Annotated in this window: 17 protein-coding genes; 13 read left to right on the top strand and 4 right to left on the bottom strand. The window is 59.6% G+C overall.

All coding sequences use genetic code 11. The features are described from left to right. Nucleotides 1-185: 185 nt before the first annotated feature. Nucleotides 186-1,112 (bottom strand): serine O-acetyltransferase EpsC, encoded by a 927-nt coding sequence (gene epsC, locus ACWGZX_RS15505; RefSeq protein ID WP_452628929.1) that lies wholly within the window; start codon nt 1,110-1,112, stop codon nt 186-188. A gap of 191 nt (nt 1,113-1,303) precedes the next feature. Between epsC and ACWGZX_RS15500 the strand changes: the two genes are divergently transcribed. From ACWGZX_RS15500 to ACWGZX_RS15440, 13 genes are all read left to right on the top strand, one after another. Next, nucleotides 1,304-2,296 (top strand): D-cysteine desulfhydrase, encoded by a 993-nt coding sequence (locus ACWGZX_RS15500; RefSeq protein ID WP_452628928.1) that lies wholly within the window; start codon nt 1,304-1,306, stop codon nt 2,294-2,296. A gap of 349 nt (nt 2,297-2,645) precedes the next feature. Further along, nucleotides 2,646-3,440, top strand: coding sequence for a cystine ABC transporter substrate-binding protein (gene tcyJ / locus ACWGZX_RS15495; protein WP_452628927.1), 795 nt, complete (start codon nt 2,646-2,648; stop codon nt 3,438-3,440). Then, nucleotides 3,440-4,105 carry a cystine ABC transporter permease gene (tcyL, locus tag ACWGZX_RS15490; RefSeq protein ID WP_007949224.1) on the top strand — a complete coding sequence of 222 codons (666 nt, stop codon included), beginning with the start codon at nt 3,440-3,442 and terminating at the stop codon, nt 4,103-4,105. Before tcyJ ends, tcyL begins: the two co-directional genes overlap by 1 nt. A 4-nt stretch (nt 4,106-4,109) precedes the next feature. After that, the gene (tcyN, locus tag ACWGZX_RS15485; RefSeq protein ID WP_223514592.1) at nt 4,110-4,865 is read left to right on the top strand and encodes an L-cystine ABC transporter ATP-binding protein TcyN; all 756 of its coding nucleotides are present in this window, start codon (nt 4,110-4,112) and stop codon (nt 4,863-4,865) included. A gap of 491 nt (nt 4,866-5,356) precedes the next feature. Further along, nucleotides 5,357-6,121 carry a hypothetical protein gene (locus tag ACWGZX_RS15480; RefSeq protein WP_452628926.1) on the top strand — a complete coding sequence of 255 codons (765 nt, stop codon included), beginning with the start codon at nt 5,357-5,359 and terminating at the stop codon, nt 6,119-6,121. Between the two features lie 393 nt (nt 6,122-6,514). Beyond that, the gene (locus ACWGZX_RS15475; protein WP_452628925.1) at nt 6,515-7,756 is read left to right on the top strand and encodes an SfnB family sulfur acquisition oxidoreductase; all 1,242 of its coding nucleotides are present in this window, start codon (nt 6,515-6,517) and stop codon (nt 7,754-7,756) included. Nucleotides 7,757-7,779: 23 nt separating this feature from the next. After that, on the top strand, nt 7,780-8,973 hold the full coding sequence (locus ACWGZX_RS15470; protein ID WP_452628924.1) for an SfnB family sulfur acquisition oxidoreductase: 1,194 nt from the start codon (nt 7,780-7,782) through the stop codon (nt 8,971-8,973). Further along, complete coding sequence (locus ACWGZX_RS15465) at nt 8,973-10,331, top strand: LLM class flavin-dependent oxidoreductase (protein WP_452628923.1); 1,359 nt, start codon at nt 8,973-8,975, stop codon at nt 10,329-10,331. Before ACWGZX_RS15470 ends, ACWGZX_RS15465 begins: the two co-directional genes overlap by 1 nt. A gap of 128 nt (nt 10,332-10,459) precedes the next feature. Next, nucleotides 10,460-11,269, top strand: coding sequence for a MetQ/NlpA family ABC transporter substrate-binding protein (locus ACWGZX_RS15460; RefSeq protein ID WP_452628922.1), 810 nt, complete (start codon nt 10,460-10,462; stop codon nt 11,267-11,269). Between the two features lie 2 nt (nt 11,270-11,271). Next, nucleotides 11,272-12,393: a methionine ABC transporter ATP-binding protein gene (locus tag ACWGZX_RS15455; RefSeq protein WP_452628921.1), complete on the top strand. Its 1,122-nt coding sequence runs from the start codon at nt 11,272-11,274 to the stop codon at nt 12,391-12,393. Beyond that, entirely contained in the window at nt 12,383-13,027 is a 645-nt protein-coding gene (locus ACWGZX_RS15450) for a methionine ABC transporter permease (RefSeq protein WP_046031334.1), read from the top strand. The genes ACWGZX_RS15455 and ACWGZX_RS15450 overlap by 11 nt, the downstream gene beginning before the upstream one ends. A 539-nt stretch (nt 13,028-13,566) precedes the next feature. Continuing rightward, nucleotides 13,567-13,923 (top strand): DUF6124 family protein, encoded by a 357-nt coding sequence (locus ACWGZX_RS15445; RefSeq protein WP_452628920.1) that lies wholly within the window; start codon nt 13,567-13,569, stop codon nt 13,921-13,923. A gap of 172 nt (nt 13,924-14,095) precedes the next feature. Next, nucleotides 14,096-14,725, top strand: coding sequence for a class I SAM-dependent methyltransferase (locus ACWGZX_RS15440; RefSeq protein ID WP_452628919.1), 630 nt, complete (start codon nt 14,096-14,098; stop codon nt 14,723-14,725). Between the two features lie 112 nt (nt 14,726-14,837). On the opposite strand, the gene ACWGZX_RS15435 is transcribed toward ACWGZX_RS15440, so the two are convergent. The 3 genes from ACWGZX_RS15435 to ACWGZX_RS15425 are packed head-to-tail and all read right to left on the bottom strand — an operon-like array spanning nt 14,838 to nt 20,049. After that, nucleotides 14,838-17,888, bottom strand: a complete 3,051-nt coding sequence (locus ACWGZX_RS15435; RefSeq protein WP_452628918.1) for an efflux RND transporter permease subunit — start codon at nt 17,886-17,888, stop codon at nt 14,838-14,840. Next, the gene (locus tag ACWGZX_RS15430; RefSeq protein ID WP_452628917.1) at nt 17,885-18,949 is read right to left on the bottom strand and encodes an efflux RND transporter periplasmic adaptor subunit; all 1,065 of its coding nucleotides are present in this window, start codon (nt 18,947-18,949) and stop codon (nt 17,885-17,887) included. The genes ACWGZX_RS15435 and ACWGZX_RS15430 overlap by 4 nt, the downstream gene beginning before the upstream one ends. Further along, nucleotides 18,946-20,049: an efflux RND transporter periplasmic adaptor subunit gene (locus tag ACWGZX_RS15425; RefSeq protein WP_452628916.1), complete on the bottom strand. Its 1,104-nt coding sequence runs from the start codon at nt 20,047-20,049 to the stop codon at nt 18,946-18,948. The genes ACWGZX_RS15430 and ACWGZX_RS15425 overlap by 4 nt, the downstream gene beginning before the upstream one ends. Between the last annotated feature and the right edge of the window lie 276 nt (nt 20,050-20,325).

Below are 20,325 nucleotides of genomic sequence, written 5' to 3'. Positions count from 1 at the left end.
TGAGGATTCGTTCAGTGGAGAATTGGCTGAATGCCATTATCTCGGTCCGGCTTGAAACCAATCGCGAGCAGGCTCGCTCCCACAGTGGATTTGTGTCAATCCACACCCTTGTGAACACCACAAAAACCCTGTGGGAGCGAGCCTGCTCGCGATGGCGGCGGATCAGTCAGCGCAGATTTCGCGACTTACTTCTGCGTCCCATCATCATGCTGCAAATTCGCCTGCGTCAGGTTGCACCCCGCCGGCACGCTGCGGGTCAGCCAGACGTTGCCGCCAATGGTCGAGCCCTTGCCAATCGTGATCCGCCCCAGAATCGTCGCCCCGGCATAGATCACCACGTCATCCTCCACAATCGGATGGCGCGGATGGCCTTTCTGCAACTGACCGTCCTCATCAGACGGGAAACGCTTGGCGCCCAACGTGACCGCCTGATAAATCCGCACCCGCTCACCAATAATCGCGGTCTCGCCGATCACCACGCCCGTCCCGTGATCAATGAAGAAGCTGCGACCGATCTGCGCGCCAGGGTGAATGTCGATACCGGTGGCCGAGTGAGCGATTTCCGAGCTGATGCGCGCCAGCAACGGCAACCCGGCGCGGTACAAATGGTGTGCCAGGCGATGGTGAATCACCGCCAGAATGCCCGGGTAGCAGAGCAACACCTCATCAACACTGCGCGCCGCCGGGTCGCCGTGATAGGCCGCCAGCACATCGCTATCCAGCAACCTGCGCAGCCCTGGCAAGGCGAGCGCGAAGTCCTGAATGATCTGAATGGTGTTGGCCTCGATCTCAGCGTCCGCCTGCTGACTGTGGCGAGCGGCATAGCGCAATTCGAGCCGTGCCTGCGCCAGCAGCGCGTTCAACGCCACATCAAGGGTGTGGCCGACGTAGAAGTTTTCACTCTCTTCGCGCAAATCCACCGGCCCTAGGCGCATCGGGAACAGCGCCCCGCAAAGCGCTTCAAGAATCTCTGCCATGGCCGCACGCGAAGGTAATTCACGCCCGCCCTGCTCGGTGCTGGCCCGACCATTTTGTGCGCGCCACTCGTCACGCGCCGCGCGCAGTTGGCTGACGATGGTCTGCAATTGCCAATGACTGGAACGCTCGCTCACGGTAAAAACTCCTCACGGGCGGCCGGACTGTCTGGCCGCACTGACGGCGTTTACTTTACGGCAAGGTCTTGAGGCCGAATTAAGAACCAATTGTGCAGAGCTCAGAATCTTTGGCTATAAGCGATTGGCGGTTGCCCAGGCAAATGGGCGTGCCTATAGTCCTGACAATCTTTCTGCGCCAGTACGGACCCATGATCAAACAACAGCTCGCTCGCTTTAACCGTCTCGATTTACTCGGCCACCCTACCGCCCTGGAAAAACTTGAACGTTTGTCGACCTGGCTGGGCCGCGATGTGTACGTCAAACGCGATGACCTGACGCCGCTGGCAATGGGCGGCAACAAGCTGCGCAAGCTTGAATATCTCGCCGCCGATGCACTGGCACAAGGTGCCGACACGCTCATCACCGCGGGAGCGCTCCAGTCCAACCATGTACGCCAGACAGCTGCCATTGCCGCCAAACTGGGTCTGGGTTGCGTCGCGTTGCTGGAAAACCCTTTGGGCACCGACGACGCCAACTATGTCGGCAACGGCAATCGCCTGTTGCTGGACCTGTTCGATGCCAAGGTCGAGTTGGTGGAAAACCTCGATAACGCCGACGAGCAATTACAAGCCCTGGCCGAGCGCCTGCGCAACAACGGCAAGAAGCCGTACCTGGTGCCGATTGGTGGTTCGAATGCGTTGGGCGCGTTGGGTTATGTACGCGCCGGGCTGGAACTGGCCGAACAGATCAAGGACACCGGCCTGAAGTTTGCCGCCGTGGTCCTCGCATCGGGCAGCGCCGGCACCCACAGCGGTCTGGCGCTGGCGCTGAGTGAAGCACTGCCGGAATTGCCAGTGATCGGGGTCACGGTTTCCCGTAGCGATGAAGATCAGCGACCGAAAGTCCAAGGCCTCGCCGAGCGCACGGCCGAGCTGCTGGGTGTGCAGCTGCCAGCGAGTTTCAAAATTGAACTGTGGGACGAATATTTCGGCCCACGCTATGGCGAGCCAAATGCCGGAACACTGGCGGCGGTGAAGCTGGTGGCGAGCCAGGAAGGATTGCTGCTGGATCCGGTTTATACCGGTAAGGCCATGGCCGGGTTGCTGGACGGGATCGGACGCGGGCGCTTCGATGAGGGGCCGATTATCTTCCTGCACACCGGTGGCGCACCGGCGTTGTTTGCCTACACTTCGGCGTTCTGAGTTCCCTGTGGCGAGGGGGCTTGCCCCCGTTCGGCTGCGCAGCAGTCGTAATTTTTTCACTGCGAATTACCCGTAAAAATGTGATCGCAGGTTTTGGGGTCGCTTCGCAACCCAACGGGGGCAAGCCCCCTCGCCACAGGACGATTGCGTCAGTTTTATATGCAATTAATGCATATATAGATCGATATTGAGTATTTTCCAATCTAAAGGCGTCATCATATAGTCGCGCCGCAGGCGAATTTGCAGCGAGACGCATATGCTGCATTAGGGCAGGATATGCAGTCGTCCAACTCCCGATTTTGCCAACATTCCTAAAAGCGTCTTCCATAAGAAAACACAGGGGCTTGTCATGAATTTTTCCGCACTACGTCGAAACCTGCTGGTCGGTTCACTGGGCCTGGCACTGAGCGCCGGTTTGCTGGGCCAGGCGGTTGCCGGTGAGCAACTGCAAAAAATCAAAGACGCTGGCGTGATCAACGTCGGTCTGGAAGGCACTTATCCACCGTTCAGCTTCGTCGACGCCGACGGCAAACTGTCCGGCTTCGAAGTCGAGTTCTCCGAAGCCCTGGCCAAAGAGCTGGGTGTGAAGGCCAAACTGCAACCGACCAAATGGGACGGCATCCTCGCAGCGCTGGAATCCAAGCGTCTGGACGTGGTGATCAACCAGGTGACCATCTCGGAAGAGCGCAAGAAGAAGTATGACTTCTCCACGCCATATACCGTCTCCGGGATTCAGGCGCTGACCCTGACCAAGAACAAAGACACCGTCAAGACCGCCGCCGACCTGGCTGGCAAGAAAGTCGGAGTAGGCCTGGGCACCAACTACGAGCAATGGGTCAAGGAAAACGTCCCAAAAGCCGACATCAAAACCTATGACGATGATCCGACCAAGTTCCAGGACCTGCGCGTCGGCCGCATCGACGTTATTCTGATCGACCGCCTCGCCGCGCTGGAATACGCCAAAAAGGCCAAGGATACTTCCGCCGCCGGCGAAGCGTTCTCCCGCCAGGAAGCCGGTATTGCCCTGCGCAAAGGCGAGCCTGAGTTGCTTGCCGCAATCGACAAGGCCATCGACAAGCTGCGTGCCGACGGTACGCTGAAAAAGCTTTCGGAAAAATACTTCAGCGCTGACGTCACCAAATAATGGAAGAAGCTTTCCAACTCGCACTGGATTCCGCGCCCTTTCTGCTCAAGGGCGCGTATTACACAGTGATCCTCAGCCTGGGCGGGATGTTCTTCGGCCTGGTGATGGGTTTCGGCCTGGCGCTGATGCGCCTGTCGCGCTTCAAGCTGGTGAGCTGGATCGCCCGCATCTACGTGTCGTTCTTTCGCGGCACGCCGTTGCTGGTGCAACTGTTCGTGATCTATTACGGCTTGCCGCAACTGGGCATCGAACTTGATCCGCTGCCGGCGGCCCTGATCGGCTTCTCGCTGAACATGGCCGCCTACGCCTGCGAAATCCTCCGTGCCGCGATCAGCTCCATCGAGCGCGGCCAGTGGGAAGCTGCCGCGAGTATCGGCATGACCCGTGCGCAAACCCTGCGCCGGGCCATCCTGCCGCAAGCGATGCGCACGGCCTTGCCGCCGCTGGGCAACAGCTTCATTTCACTGGTCAAGGACACGGCGCTGGCCGCCACCATTCAAGTGCCGGAACTGTTCCGTCAGGCGCAGCTGATTACCGCTCGCACCTTTGAAATTTTCACCATGTATCTTGCCGCCGCGCTGATCTACTGGATTCTGGCCACGGTGCTGTCGCACCTGCAGAACAAGTTGGAAGAGCGGGTCAATCGGCACGACCAGGAGTCCTGACCCCATGATTGTCGTGGAAAAACTGACAAAGCAGTTCAAGGGTCAAGTCGTGCTCAACGGCATCGATCTGCAAGTGAAGGAAGGTGAGGTCGTGGCGATCATCGGGCCTAGCGGCTCGGGTAAAACCACGTTTCTGCGTTGCCTGAATTTTCTCGAAGAGCCCACCAGCGGCCGGATCAAGGTCGGTGACATTGAGATCGATGGCAGCCGACCGCTGAACCAACAGCAAGGTTTGGTTCGACGCCTGCGTCAACACGTCGGCTTCGTGTTCCAGAACTTCAACTTGTTCCCGCATCGCACCGCTCTGGAAAACGTCATCGAAGGCCCGATCATCGTAAAGAAGATCCCCCGCGCCGAAGCCGTTGCCCTGGGCAAAAAGCTCTTGGCCAAGGTCGGTCTGGCGGGTAAGGAAGATGCTTACCCGCGACGCCTGTCCGGTGGTCAGCAACAGCGTGTGGCGATTGCCCGTGCGCTGGCGATGGAGCCGGAAGTGATCCTGTTCGATGAGCCGACTTCGGCGCTCGATCCGGAATTGGTCGGTGAAGTGTTGGCGACTATCCGCGGCCTGGCCGAGGAGAAACGCACCATGGTCATCGTCACCCACGAAATGGGCTTTGCCCGGGACGTGGCCAATCGTGTGGTGTTTTTCGACAAGGGAGTAATCGTCGAGCAAGGCGAATCAAAAGCGTTGTTTGCCAATCCGAAAGAAGAGCGGACAAAACAGTTCCTCAGCAAGTTTCTGAACAACACTCACGCCTGAGAAACATCATCACTACTTGTTAACTTCCATGGACGGAAGTGACAACTACCCCGCCGGCAAAATCTCTTCCGGCCCACTCGCCACACTCGCACTTTAAATAATTCAACTGATGCCTTGTGCGGTACATATATATGTCCTGCAACAGATCTTTCTCGCCTAAAATTCGCTAAACCCGACGCTCGCCAACGAGCGAGCCCAAGCCACCATCTGCGTCGCACACCGCTAAATTCGCGGTCATGTTCGACAGCGCGCTGCGGCATATTAACTTCAGCCTGTAGGATTATTCTGAATAACAGGAGATCCAACACTTAACTAGCCAACTCTATTGACACCTATTCAAGCGCACTCTTATCTAGTCACCAACAGGCGTAAACCTTTGCACTTCAGCATTATTTAACATTCAAATAATAAGCAGATTTGTTGCTGGGCAATACACGCCTTTTGATCTTTCAGAAACGGAACTTCGCTGCAAGGCTTCAAGGAGAAAACCCATGACAAGCACTTCGAATACACCTGAACTTGCGGCCCCGACCCTGGCGCAATCGCACAAGGCCGGCGTCAACATGATCTCGGCGGCTCATCTTATGATCGACGTGGCGCCCTACCCCGGGATGGACGCAGGCGACCTCATCGAACTGTACTGGAACAACTGCTACGTCGCCTCCAGGGTGCTGACTGCCGACGACCGCGGCAACGTGCTCAGTCTGCGAGTGCCGGAAAGCTTCATTGCCAACGGTTGTGCACGCATCCACTACAAGATCATGCAGGTTGGGCAAGGGCCTGCGCTGTCACCGGCGACGCGCGTGCAGATCAAACTGGATTGCCCTGGGGGCCCGTTATCGGCCCAGTGCGGCGACGAAAACCAAAGCCTGGCGCCCGTGGGCATCCCCGAGACTATCCGCCGCCAAGGGGTCAACCCAAACCAGATCAAGCGCGGCGTACCGTTGACCATCGAGCCTTACCTGAACATGGCCACCGACGACGAAATCACCTTGCGCTGGGGTGATGTGCGCATGGATTTGCCCCGACTCAAGGCAGGCGAAGTGGGCCAGCCGATTCAAGTCTGGGTGCCGCCGGCGATCATTCTCGAAGCCGGCGAAGACCTGCGGCTGGAAGTGACGTATTGCATCCTCGACCGCGTGGGTAACAACTCGCGCTGGGCACCGCCACGCTGGTTGAAGATTGGCTGCGCGAATCCGTATCTGAAAGTACCGTTGAGAGAGGAACTCAAGGCAGCAGAACCCCGCAAAAAATAAACACCCATCTTGTGGCACAAGGGGACTTTTGTGGCGAGGGGGCTTGCCCCCGTTCGACTGCGTAGCAGTCGCCTTTAACAGAGAAATCGCGTTGACTGGTTTTGGCGGGCGCTGCGCACCCCAACGGGGGCAAGCCCCCTCGCCACAGAAGCTCCCTCGCCACAGGGATTGTGCCCCGTCTTCTAGAACACCCTTCTATGTATATTCCGAAAAGTTAGTTTATTAATTTTTTATACGCGCTTAGGGTATATGCACCGGACCACCGGACATTCTTGTTTTTATTCGTCGCAACCCACGCGACGATCCCATGAGATGTGAGGTAGGTATGGTCCGGAACACAATCACCCCAGTGCAGATCGCCAGGGCATTGCGTGCAGCCAAGGAGCGGCACTGATGTCCAGTCTGGCAGATGCAATCGTCCACAGTGATCTGGACGTCGCCCCGTTGTTGTTGCCCGCACAGGTCTTGCGCAACGACGCTCAAGCCATCGAAGCCGCCCATGAACTGGCGCACGTCGCCCGTCTTCACGCGGCCAAACGTGACCGCCAGCGCAAGTTGCCATGGTCGGAAATCGAACAGTTCACCCGTAGCGGCTTAGGCAGCATTGCCATCCCGCGTGAATACGGCGGCCCACAGGTTTCGTTCGTCACAATTGCCGAGGTTTTCGCGATCATTTCCGCGGCAGACCCGGCGTTGGGACAGATCCCGCAGAACCAGTTCGGCATTCTCAACCTGGTACTGGGCAGCGCCACTGAAGCGCAGAAAAAACAGCTGTTCAAAAGCGTGCTCGACGGCTGGCGTATCGGCAATGCGGGGCCCGAGCGCGGCACTAAAAACACCTTGGAACTCAAGGCCCGAATCACCGCCGACGGCGACAGCTATGTCCTCAATGGCCAGAAGTTTTACTCCACGGGCGCGCTGTTCGCCCACTGGGTCGCGGTCAAAGCGTTGAACGATGACGGCAAGCAGGTGCTGGCCTTCGTCCGTCGCGGTACGCCGGGCCTGCGCATCGTTGATGACTGGTCGGGCTTCGGTCAGCGCACCACCGCCAGCGGCACCATTTTGCTCAATAACGTGCGGGTCGACGCAGAGCTGGTGGTGGATAACTGGAAGATCAATCAGAAGCCGAACCTCCAGGGCGCCGTGTCGCAACTGATTCAAGCGGCCATTGACGCGGGGATCGCCCGGGGCGCCATCGATGATGCCATCGAGTTCGTGAAAACCCGCGCTCGTCCGTGGATCGATGCCAAGGTCGAACGGGCCAGCGATGACCTGTACGTGATTGCTGATATTGGCAAGTTGAAAATCGAGTTGCACGCCGCCGAAGCGCTGCTGCGCAAGGCCGGGCATGTGCTTGATCAGGTCAACGCCGCGACACTTACGGCAGAGTCGGCGGCCCGCGCTTCGATTGCCGTGGCCGAAGCCAAAGTGCTGACCACCGAGATCTCGCTGCTGGCCAGCGAAAAGCTCTTCGAACTGGCCGGCAGCCGCGCCACCCTCGCCGAATTCAACCTCGACCGCCACTGGCGCAACGCCCGCGTGCACACGCTGCACGACCCGGTGCGCTGGAAATATCACGCGGTCGGCACCTATCACCTCAACGGCACCTTGCCGGCGCGGCATTCCTGGATCTGACGACCAGTTCTCTGGAGAAACACATGACTTTTTCCCATCACGTCGCGGTCATCACCAGCGATGAGCAAGCCCTGGTCGTCGCCAGTGATCTGGCCGAAGATTTCAAGCGCGACAGCGCACTGCGCGACCGCGAACGCCGTTTGCCGCACCCGGAACTGGAGGTATTTTCCCGCTCAGGCCTGTGGGGTATCAGCGTACCCAAGGAGTACGGCGGCGCCGGCGCGTCCAACGTGACGCTGGCCAAGGTGATCGCCTTGATTGCCCAGGCTGACGGCTCCCTCGGGCAAATCCCGCAGAACCATTTTTACGCGCTCGAAGTGCTGCGCGTGAACGGTAGCCATGAGCAGAAACAACGCCTCTACGCCGAGGTGTTGGCCGGCCAGCGCTTTGGTAATGCGCTCGCCGAACTCGGTACGAAAACCGCTCACGACCGCGTCACCAGCCTCAAACGCGACGGTGACGGTTATCGCATCAACGGTCGCAAGTTTTACTCGACCGGCGCGATTTACGCACAACGCATCCCCACCTCGGTGGTGGATGAAAACGGTGTGCAGCAACTGGCATTTGTGCCGCACGACAGCAAGGGCCTGACGGTCATCGACGATTGGAGCGGCTTTGGGCAGCGCACCACCGGCAGCGGTTCGGTGGTGTTCGAAGACGTGTATGTGGCCGCCGAGGACGTGATCCCGTTCCAAAGCGCTTTCGAACGCCCGACCACCGTCGGCCCGCTGGCGCAGATCCTCCACGCCGCCATCGACACCGGCATCGCCCGTGCGGCTTATGAAGATGCGCTGCATTTCGTGCGCACCAAAACCCGGCCATGGATCGATGCCACCCATGAAAAAGCCACTGAAGACCCGCTGACCCTCAAGAGCTTCGGTCACTTGAGCATTCGCCTGCACGCCGCGGAAGCCCTGCTGGAACGCTCCGGTGAATTCCTCGACAAGGCTCAAGCCGACACCAACGCCGAAACCGTCGCCGCCGCCTCGATTGCCGTCGCCGAAGCCCGGGCCATCAGCACCGAAATATCCCTCGCCGCCGGCAGCACGCTGTTCGAACTGGCCGGCAGCCAGGCGACCCTGATTGAGCACGGACTGGACCGGCACTGGCGCAACGCGCGCGTGCACACCTTGCACGACCCGGTGCGCTGGAAGTATCACGCAGTGGGCAACTACTACCTGAACGATGAAAACCCTCCGTTACGAGGGACCATCTGATGGCCAACGCGAAAAAGAAGATCCTGCTCAACGCCTTCAACATGAACTGCATCGGGCACATCAACCATGGCCTGTGGACCCATCCACGGGACAACTCCACGCAGTACAAGACCATCGAATACTGGACCGAACTGGCGCAACTGCTGGAGCGCGGGTTATTCGACGGACTGTTCATCGCCGACATCGTCGGCGTGTACGACGTCTACCAGAACTCGGTGGATGTGCCGCTGAAAGAATCGATCCAGCTGCCGGTCAACGACCCGTTGCTGCTGGTATCGGCCATGGCCGCCGTGACAAGGAATCTCGGTTTCGGCCTGACCGCCAACCTCACTTACGAACCGCCGTACCTGTTCGCCCGCCGCATGTCGACGCTCGATCACCTGAGCCGTGGCCGGGTCGGCTGGAACATCGTCACCGGCTACCTCGACAGCGCCGCCAAGGCCATGGGCCTGAACGAGCAGGTCGAGCACGACCGTCGTTACGACCAGGCCGATGAATACCTGGAGGTGCTCTACAAACTCTGGGAAGGCAGTTGGGAAAACGGCGCGGTGCTCAACGACCGCGAGCAGCGGATCTACGCGCAACCGGAGAAAGTGCACAAGGTCGAGCACAAGGGCGAGTTCTATCAGGTCAAGGGTTATCACCTGTGCGAACCATCACCGCAGCGCACACCGGTGTTGTTCCAGGCCGGCAGTTCTGATCGCGGTTTGCTGTTCGCCGGGCGCCATGCCGAGTGCGTGTTCATCAGCGGCCAGAACAAACCGTCAACCAAAATTCAGGTGGACAAGGTTCGCGCCAGCGCCATCGAAGCGGGGCGCAACCCCGAGGACATCAAGGTGTTCATGGGCCTGAACGTGATTGTCGGCGCCACTGAAGACTTGGCTTGGGCCAAGCATGCCGAGTACCTGAGCTACGCCAGCGCCGAGGCCGGCGTGGCGCATTTTTCAGCATCGACCGGGATCGATTTTTCCGAATACGCCATCGACGAACCGATCCAGTACGTGAAGAGCAACGCGATCCAGTCGGCGACCAAAAACCTGCAAAACAACGACTGGACCCGCCGCAAATTGCTCGAGCAACACGCCCTCGGTGGCCGCTACATCACGGTGGTCGGTTCGCCCGAGCAAGTGGCGGATGAACTGGAATCGTGGATCGCCGAAACCGGCCTGGACGGCTTCAACCTGACACGGATTGTCACCCCGGAAAGCTATGTGGATTTCATTGAACTGGTGATCCCGGAGTTGCAGCGCCGAGGGTCCTACAAGACCGCTTATGACCAGGGCAGCTTGCGGCAGAAGCTGTTTCAGGGCGAAGCGCATTTGCCTGAGCAACACACCGGATCGGCGTTTCGCCGCTAAAAGCTTCGCTGGCAAGCCAGCTCCTACAGTGGATCTGTGGCGTTCACAAAACCCTGTAGGAGCCGGCTTGCCAGCGATGAGGCCCTAACAAACACCCTACATCTAATGCCCTGACTGGAATAACCATCATGACCAAGACCTACCTCTCTCAACCAGTCAAAGCACTGGCCCTGGCCCTCGGCCTGTTCAGCTCGGCGGTATTCGCCGCCGACGCGCCGTTGAAAATCGGCACCACCGCCGCCTTCGCCATCCCCTTGGAAGCCGCCGTCGAAGAAGCCAAAAAGCAAGGCCTGCAAGTCGACCTGGTGGAGTTCAGCGACTGGATCGCTCCCAACGTCAGCCTTGCGGCCGGCGACATCGACGTGAACTATTTCCAGCACGTGCCATTCCTGGAAAACGCCAAGGCCGCTTCCGGTTTTGACCTGGTGCCGTTCGCGCCGGGGATCATCAACAACGTCGGCCTGTATTCGAAGAAATACAAAAGCTTCGAAGAACTCCCGCAAGGCGCCAGCGTGGCCATCGCCAACGACCCGATCAACAGCGGTCGCGGGCTGCAACTGTTGGCCAAGGCCGGCCTGATCACTCTGAAACCGGGCGTCGGCTACAAGGCCACCGAAGACGACATCATCGCTAACCCGAAGAACATCAAAATCCTTCAGGTCGAAGCCGTGCAACTGGTACGCGCCTACGACGATGCTGATCTGGTCCAGGGCTACCCGGCCTATATCCGCCTGGCGAAGACCTTCGATGCCAGCTCTGCCCTGCTGTTCGACGGCCTCGACCACAAGGAATACGTGATCCAGTTCGTGATCCAGCCCAAGAGTAAAACCGACCCGCGCCTGATTAAATTCGTCGACATCTACCAGCACTCGCCAACGGTTCGCGCAGCCTTGGACAAGGCCCATGGCAAGCTGTATCAAGCCGGTTGGGAAAGCTGAGAATGACGGCAGCCACCCAACTGCGACTGGAGATTCCAGAGCTCAAAAACGCTCAACACACCGAACTGCACCCGGCGCTCAATCGGGCTCATGTGCGCTTCATCGGCCTGGGCAAAACCTACAACGGCCAGCAAGGCCCGGTGGCGGCCCTGCATGGCATCGACCTGGCGATCCAGCACGGTGAAGTGTTCGGCATTATCGGGCGCAGCGGTGCCGGCAAATCGTCGCTGATCCGCACCATCAACCGTCTGGAGCAACCGAGCACCGGGCGCGTACTGATCGATCAGGTGGACATCGGCGAGTTCGATGAAGATCGCCTGGTGGCGCTGCGTCGACGGATCGGCATGATCTTCCAGCACTTCAACCTGATGTCGGCCAAAACGGTGTGGCAGAACGTCGAACTGCCGCTGAAAGTCGCCGGTGTGCCCAAGGACCAACGCGAGCGAAAGGTACGTGAACTGCTGGAGCTGGTGGGCCTGCAAGGCAAGCACACGGCCTACCCAGCGCAGCTTTCCGGCGGACAGAAACAGCGCGTCGGCATCGCCCGCGCGCTGGTGCATGACCCGGCGATTTTGCTGTGCGACGAAGCCACTTCAGCGCTGGACCCCGAGACCACCCAATCGATTCTCGGCCTGCTGCGCGAGATCAATCAGCGCCTGGGTTTGACTATCGTTCTGATCACTCACGAGATGGCGGTGATCCGCGATATTTGCGACCGCGTCGTGGTGCTCGAACACGGGAAAATCGTCGAGCAAGGGCCCGTGTGGGAAGTCTTCGGCAACCCGCAGCATGAGGTGAGCAAGACTTTACTCGCACCGCTACAACACGCCCTGCCGGCAGAACTGCAAAGTCGTTTGCAGCCACAACCGACATCTGCGGATGCCGCGGTTGTGCTGCGCTTGCAGTTCACCGGCAGTGCCACCGACGAGCCGGACCTGGCCGCGTTGTTCAGCGCCCTCGGTGGTCGCGTGCGCTTGCTACAAGGGGGGGTGGAACGGATTCAGGGCCATGCGCTGGGGCAATTGTTGTTGGCGGTCGCCGGCTCGCCTTTCGATGCCGAGGATCTGCGCCAGCGCGCCAGCCAATGGGCGCAACAGGTTGAGGTGCTGGGTTATGTGGTTTGATCGCTTGCTGCAAGGCTTCATCGACACTTTCCTGATGGTCGGAGTGTCGTCTTTGATTGCGCTGCTGGTGGGCATTCCGCTGGCGGTGTTTCTGGTCACCAGCTCCAAGGGTGGCATCTACGAAGCGCCGACGCTGAACCGTGCCTTGGGCGCGTTTGTGAACCTGTTCCGCTCGATACCGTTTTTGATTTTGATGGTGGCGCTGATTCCGTTTACCCGACTCATCGTCGGCACCACGTATGGCGTCTGGGCGGCCGTCGTGCCGCTGACCATCGCTGCAACGCCGTTCTTTGCGCGGATTGCTGAAGTCAGTTTGCGTGAGGTGGATTTCGGCCTGATCGAAGCCGCGCAGGCGATGGGCTGCCGGCGTTGGCACATCGTCTGGCATGTGTTGCTGCCGGAAGCGCTGCCGGGGATTGTCGGGGGGTTCACGATTACGCTGGTGACGATGATCAACTCGTCAGCCATGGCCGGGGCGATTGGGGCCGGCGGGTTGGGCGACATCGCGTATCGGTATGGGTATCAGCGCTTTGACAGCCAGATCATGTTGACGGTGATTGTGTTGCTGGTGGTGTTGGTGGCGGTGATTCAGTTGGGCGGGGATCGGTTGGCTCGGGGGCTCAACAAGCGCTGAACCTGCTGCAACTGGCGAGCCTTGTGGTGAGGGGGCTTGCCCCCGTTGGGTTGCGCAGCAACCCCAAGCCATTCAACGAGGTGTGTCAGGTAAATCAGATCGCAGGTTTTGCGGCTGCTGCGCAACCGAGCGGGGGCAAGCCCCCTCGCCACAAAAGCCCCCTCGCCACAGGTAATAACCGACCTTTGAGGGTAAGTTTTCGTACAGGAAAATCAGAGGTTCCGAAGGTCCGTTCCCTTTCCTTTGAAGGACATTTCCTAGATCATTCCGCTCGCTTGCGCCTGCCAAATTCCGTGGCTAGTCTCGGTCCGTCACTGCTCATCAGTGATTGGGTTTAGTCGCCCGGATCTCTCTAGGCGCATAGCGCCACCTCGTTCCAGGTGTTTTCATTGCCTGAAAGTTATGGTGGCTGTGCGCAGGGCACCCTCGGGTGCGCCGGTAATGCCTGGAGGCCGGTCGACTAACCTGTGTGCAGCCGCCACCCCTGGTCGTTTAGTCGCGATATCGGTTGGCTCCAATTAGCTCTAGGAGTTTTACCAATGAAAAGATCCGTACCCGATCCACCTCCCGAAACCTCCACCAACGAAACCGGTACTGAAGACCCGCCCAGGGATCGATCAGCGCTCTACCGTGCCATTGATTTCTACCTCACTGGCGATCAACCCTCACCGCCCGATGAACTGCGGTTCTACAACGTCAGCAAAGACGTGAGTTTCGAAGACACCCAGCTCTATGTCGCCGATCTGCTGCGTTGTGCTTCGGTGACGGCGTATCAGTGTGGCGATCACCTCAAAGGTGCGGAGCGCGCCATGGTGTTCTCGGTCTGGCATTTGCTGGAGATCGCCAAGGCCATGGTGGATCGCTCGATTGATTGTCTGGGGATGAAGCAGGGCTGAGTTATTGGTTGTCAGTTACACCGCCTTCGCGAGCAGGCTCGCTCCCACAGGGTTACGCGTTCTCCTGTAGGAGCTGGCTTGCCAGCGAATGGCTCGGGCCGCGGTCGGACGAAGCAGCCCCAGTCTTGATGGCGTATATTCGGCAAACCCCAATTGCCCGCGCAGCCCGACCATGAAGCAGACGCCCACCGACCTTGAGCAAATCACCTCCACCACCCTGGGCCATTACAACTCGGTGGCCGAAGATTTTCGCGAAGGCACTCGTGATCACGATGTCAGCCAGAACATCGATGCCCTGTTGCGGCATATTCAAAGCAAGGCACCGTTCGACATTCTCGACTTCGGCTGCGGTCCCGGGCGCGATCTGCAAACCTTCACCCACATGGGGCATACCGCCGTCGGCCTCGACGGGTCGGAAAAGTTTGCGCAGATGGCGCGTGAGGACAGCGGTTGCGAGGTCTGGCAGCAGGACTTTTTGAAGCTTGATTTACCGGCCGAGCGCTTCGACGGGATTTTTGCCAATGCGGTGCTGTTTCACATCCCGCGTCAGGAATTGCCTCGGGTGTTGAAGCAATTGCGTGGGGCATTAAAACCGGGTGGGGTGTTGTTCAGCTCCAATCCCCGTGGCGAAAATCAGGAGGGCTGGAATGGGCCGCGGTATGGGGCGTATCACGATCTTGCGGCGTGGCAGCAATTGCTGACCGAAGCGGGGTTTGTGGAGTTGGAGCATTACTATCGGCCAGCGGGGCTGCCGCGGGAGCAGCAGCCTTGGTTGGCGAGTGTTTGGCGTAAGCCTGTGTAGTCAGTTCGGACGCCTTCGCGGGCAAGCCTGCTCCCACAGGGTACGCGGTCACTGTGGGAGCGGCGGTGCGACGATTCGACTTGCCCGCGATTAGAGCGCGAAGCGCTCGCCTTTAAGCCGCCTCTTTCTTCGGCTCGCGAATTTTGTACCAGGCCACATAAAGCGCCGGCAAAAACAGCAGCGTCAGCAAAGTCGCGATGACAATCCCGCCGATCATCGCGTAAGCCATCGGCCCCCAGAACACTTCCCGTGCAATCGGAATCATCCCCAGGCTCGCCGCCGCTGCCGTCAGCAGGATCGGCCGGCGTCGATGCTCGGTGGCTTCGACCACTGCGTCCCACGGCGCATAGCCATTCTTCTCGTATTCGTCGATCTGGGTCACCAGAATCACCGTGTTACGAATGATGATGCCGATCAGCGCCAGGATCCCCAGGATCGCCACAAAACCCATCGGCGTGCCCGTCGGCACCAGCGCGATAACCACGCCGATCAAACCCAGCGGCGCGACGCTGGCCACCAGAAACATCTTCTGCACGCTGTGCAACTGGATCATCAGGAACGTGGCCATCAAAAACAGCATCAATGGCACAACCTTGGCAATCGGCCCTTGGGCCTTGCCGCTTTCCTCGACCGTACCGCCGGTGGCGACCTTGTACCCGGGCGGCAGCTTGGCGGCAAAGGCATCGATGGACGGCTTGAGGATTTTCACCAGGTCCGTCGGCTGGACCTCGTCGCGTATCGCCGCCTTGATGGTGATAGTCGGCAGGCGATCGCGACGCCACACCAGCGGCTGCTCCAGTTCGTAGCGCACCGTGGCGAACGCCAGCAGCGGAATCGACGTGCCGCCAGGCGTGACGATCTGCAGGTTCTGCAGGGTTTCCGGCGTACCGCGCTCGGCATCCACGGCACGACCGACCACGTTGATCAGATAGATGTCGTCATCGACCTGGGTTACCGACTGGCCGCTGACGATGCCGTTCATCAGGTTGGCCACATCCTCGGAAGACAGCCCTAACTGCCGCGCCTTGTCTTGGGCGATGTCGATCCGCAGCACTTTTCCCGGTTCGTTCCAGTCGTAGATGATTTCGCCAATGTGCGGATTCTTGTCCAGCTCCGTGGCCAGGTCGATGGCATGTCGGCGCACCTGATCGATGTCTTTACCGCTGACGCGGTACTGGATCGGACGCCCTACCGGCGGGCCCATTTCCAGTGCCTGGACATAACCGCCGATGCCGACGAAGTCGTTGCGCAAGCGCTCGCGAAGTTTCTGCATCATGGCCTCACGGGTCTTGCCTTTGCTGACGATCACCAACTGCGCGTAGAACGGGTTTTGCAGTTGCTGGTCCAATGGCAGATAAAAACGGATGGCGCCCTGACCGATGTAGGTGCTCCAGCGCACGATGTCCGGATCGTCCTTGAGCGTGGCTTCGAGGCGATCGACGGCCCGGCGGGTTTCATCGATCGAGGCGTTTTGCGGCAGGTTCAGGTCCACCAGGATTTCCGGGCGGTCCGAAGACGGAAAGAACTGGTTCTGCACGAAACGCATGCTGAACACCGCCAGCGCAAAACACAGCACAGTGATGCCAATGGCCCACCAGCGATTGCGCATGCACCACAGCATGCCGCCATTGAAGGCTTTGCCGATGCGCCCGGGTTCGCCTGTGTGAGGTTTCACGTTGGTGCTGAGGATGTGCACGCCGATCACCGGCGCAAACAGCACCGCCACCACCCAAGACACCAGCATCGCGCAGGCAATCACCGCAAACAGCGTGTAGGTGTACTCACCGGCGGAGCTGGCGTTCAGGCCGATCGGCACAAACCCCGCCACCGTCACCAGCGTACCGGTGAGCATCGGGAACGCGGTGGAGGTATAGGCAAACGTGGCCGCCTGCTCCTTGGTCTCGCCCATTTCCAGGCGCATGACCATCATCTCCACGGTGATCATCGCGTCGTCCACCATCAGGCCGAGGGAAATGATCAGTGCGCCAAGGGAGATCCGCTGCATGGTGATGCCGCTGAACTCCATGAACACAAACACCATCGCCAGCACCAACGGGATCGAGCACGCCACCACCAGCCCGGCACGCACACCGAGGCTGATGAAGCTGACCACCAGCACGATGATCACCGCCTCGAACAGCGCACGGGTAAAGCCGCCAACGGCCTCCTCCACCACCACGGCCTGATCCGAGACGTTGTAGATGCCAACACCCACCGGCAGGTCGGCGGTCAGTTGGTCGATACGCTCGTGCAAGGCCTTGCCGAAGGCCTGGACGTTACCGCCCGTCTGCATGGCAATCGCCAGGCCGATGGCGGGTTTGCCATTGAAGCGGAATTCCGGTGAGGCCGGATCGACGTAGCCGCGCTTGATTTCGGCGATGTCGGCCAGGCGATAGTAGCGGTCGTTGAGCTTGAGGTTGACCTCGGCCAGGTCTTTCTCCGAGGCGAACTTCCCTGAAGTGCGCACCGATATCCGCTCCGGCCCCGCCTCGATGACACCCGCCGGGGTCACGGCGTTCTGGGTTTGCAGGCTCTGCACCACTTGAAGCTGATCGATGCCCAGTGCGGCGAGTTTGCGTGTGGAGAAGTTCAGGTACAGCACTTCATCCTGCTGGCCGACCATTTCGATTTTGCCCAGCCCCGGCACACCGCGAATTTCCATGCGGGCCTGTTCCACGTAGTCGCGCAACTGACGCAGGGTCAGGCCGTCGGCGGTGAAAGCGTAGATCGACCCGAAGACGTCACCGAACTCGTCGTTGAACGACGGCCCCTGTATGCCTTGCGGGAACTGGAAGCGGATGTCGTTGATCTTCTTGCGCACCTGGTACCAGATTTCCGGGATGTCCTTGGCACTGGTGGTGTCGCGCAGGTACACGTACACCGTGGATTCGCCGGGCCGCGTGTAGCTTTTCACGTAGTCGAGAGAATCGAGTTCTTCGAGTTTTTTCTCGATGCGGTCGGTGATCTGTTTAAGGGTTTCCTCTTGGGTCGCCCCCGGCCATTTGCTCTGGATCACCATGGTCTTGATGGTGAACGAAGGGTCTTCTTCGCGCCCCAGGTTGAAATACGAAAACACACCCATGAGCAACGCGACGAACATCAGATACCAAACGAACGACTGATGCTTGAGGGCCCATTCGGAGAGGTTGAAAGGCCCTTTCATTGACTGTCCTCGTCAAATTTCACTTGTTGCCCCGGTTTGAGGCTATTTACGCCGGCACTGACCACTCGCTCGCCGTTTTTCACGCCATCGGCCAGCGTCACCGTGCTGTCGGTGCGGCTGATGACATTGACGTCCCGTGGTGAAACGGTTTTTTTCTCGGGATCAATCACCCAGATGCGGGGTTTGCCGTCGACCTCCTGCAACGCGGTAAGGGGCAGTTCGATACGCGGCTTGACCGCCGAACTCAGGGTGACGCTGATCGCTGTGCCCAGCCGGAACCCTTCCGGCGTTTCGGCCAGGGTCAGGCGAGCGCGACGGGTGCGCGTTGCGCTCTGCGCCTGGGGTTCGATTTCGCGGATGATTGCGGTGGTGTTGGTGTTCGGATCGAGTTGCGCAGCAACCTGGAACACCACATCTTTGGGCAGTTGATCGACCAGGGTATCGGGCAGGTCAATCACCGCTTCCTTGATGTCCGGCTGCGCCAGGGTCACCACTTGCTGGCCGGCGGTCACCACTTGCCCGGCCTCGGCGTTCCACGCAGTGACCACGGCTTTATGGTCGGAGCGCAATTCGGTATAGCCGAGTTGATCTGTGCTCTGGTTGACCGCCGCCTTGGCCTGATCGAGGGAAGCCTGGGTGGTTTTCAGCTGAGTCAGGGCATCGTCCAGTTGCGCCTGCGCGCCGACCCCGCGATCAAACAACGACTGCTGCCGCTCGGCGTTGGCCTGGGCATTGATCAGTTGCGCCTGGATTTTCGCCAGGTCGCCCTGGGCCGAACGCAACTGGTTTTGCTGGTCGGAAGGGTCAAGCGTGGCCAGCAGCGTGCCCTTCGCGACCTCGGTCCCGACATCCACGTTACGACTGGCGATTCGCCCACCCACGCGAAACCCGGTATTGCTTTCGTAGCGTGCCTGGATGCTACCGGCAAACCGGCCCAGATCCTCTTCGTTCAAGGCCTTGACCTTGACTGACAGCACGGGACGTATCGGCTCCGGTGGCGGTTCGTTTTTGGAACAGGCGCTCAGCACCAGCCCAAGGGACAACGCCCATAAAGGCTTCATGGCTTGGCTCCCCAACTCAGATCCTTATAAGTATTTTCGGCAATCTCGACTTCCATGCCCGGGTGCAACAGCTGCCCCCCGGCGATCACGACTTTTTCCCCACCTGTAAGCCCTTTGCTGATGATGACCTTGCCTGTCAGGTAGCGGCCGACCGTGACGCTGTGCAACTGGGCCTGCCCCTTGTCGTCGACCAGCCAGACGGCGGGCTCACTGATATTTTTGGTCAGGGCCGACCACGGCAGTTCGACCGCCGACTTGCCCGCACCCTTGGCCGTGGCGCTCACCACCGAACCCAGTTGCATGCCCGGCGGCAGGCTGTCGAGGCCTACTTTGACCTGCACAGTGCCGGACTGTGCGGACACTGCCGGGGTCACTTCGCGCACGGTGCCAGTGGTTTTGATCTCGGGGTTATCAAGCAAGCTGAGGACAATGGTGTCATCCGTCGGCTTGTCGGCCAGCAGCGCTTCATAAACATTGAATACCGCGTCCCGATCACCATCGCGAGCCAGGCTGAAAATCGGCATTGTCGCCTGCACCACCTGGCCGACTTCAGCCTGACGTGCGGTGATGATGCCGGGCGCATCGGCGATCAGTGCGGTGTAGCTCAGTTGATCGCGGGCATTGGCCAACTGCGCCTGAGCCGCGCTCAAGGCGCTTTGACTGCTGCGCAACGCCGCTTGGGCCGCGTCGTATTCGCTCTGACTGGTGTAGCCCTTGGGCAGGAGTTTTTCCTGGCGCACGAACGCTGCGGAATTCTGTTTGACCAGCGCCTGTTGGGCGGCCACTTGGGCCTGGGCCGAATCGACGTTGGTCTGCAAATCCTTGGGATCGAGCCGGGCCAGCACTTGTTTGGCCGTCACCCGGTCACCGACATCGACCGAACGCTCGATGATCTTGCCGCCCACGCGAAACGACAGCTCGGTCTGTATCCGAGCCTGGATGTCACCGGTGAGGGTCACCGCGGCGGCGTAATCCGCCGGCTGGACGACTTGTATGAACACCCGTGGCAAGTATTCCTTTACGGGTTCTTTTTTATCGCACGCCGTCAGCAGAGTGACGACGCTCAAGGCCAGGATGACTTTCAATCCGGGAACCGCCATGTAAACTCCTTGGCCTTTTTTATGGGCAATACGACAGAGAGCTTAGAGCAGCGTTCCAGCCTTGCACACCCGGCGTATGAAGAAAAAATTCGTAATGGTTTCCGTCGAAACACTGGCCGTAGACGACTGGCAGGACTTTTCAGCGCCTGAAAAATCCCATCGCGAGCAGGCTCGCTCCCACAATTGACCGAGTTGGCCCGGCGGACACGGTCTAATGTGGAAGCGAGCCGGCTCCGGGCGGCGCTCCGACGATGGGGTCCGTAAAATCACTACATG

This window comes from Pseudomonas sp. CLCA07, from assembly GCF_053615335.1.
The sequence above is the reverse complement of the archived record's forward strand: the minus strand, read 5'-3'. Positions and strand labels throughout refer to the sequence as shown.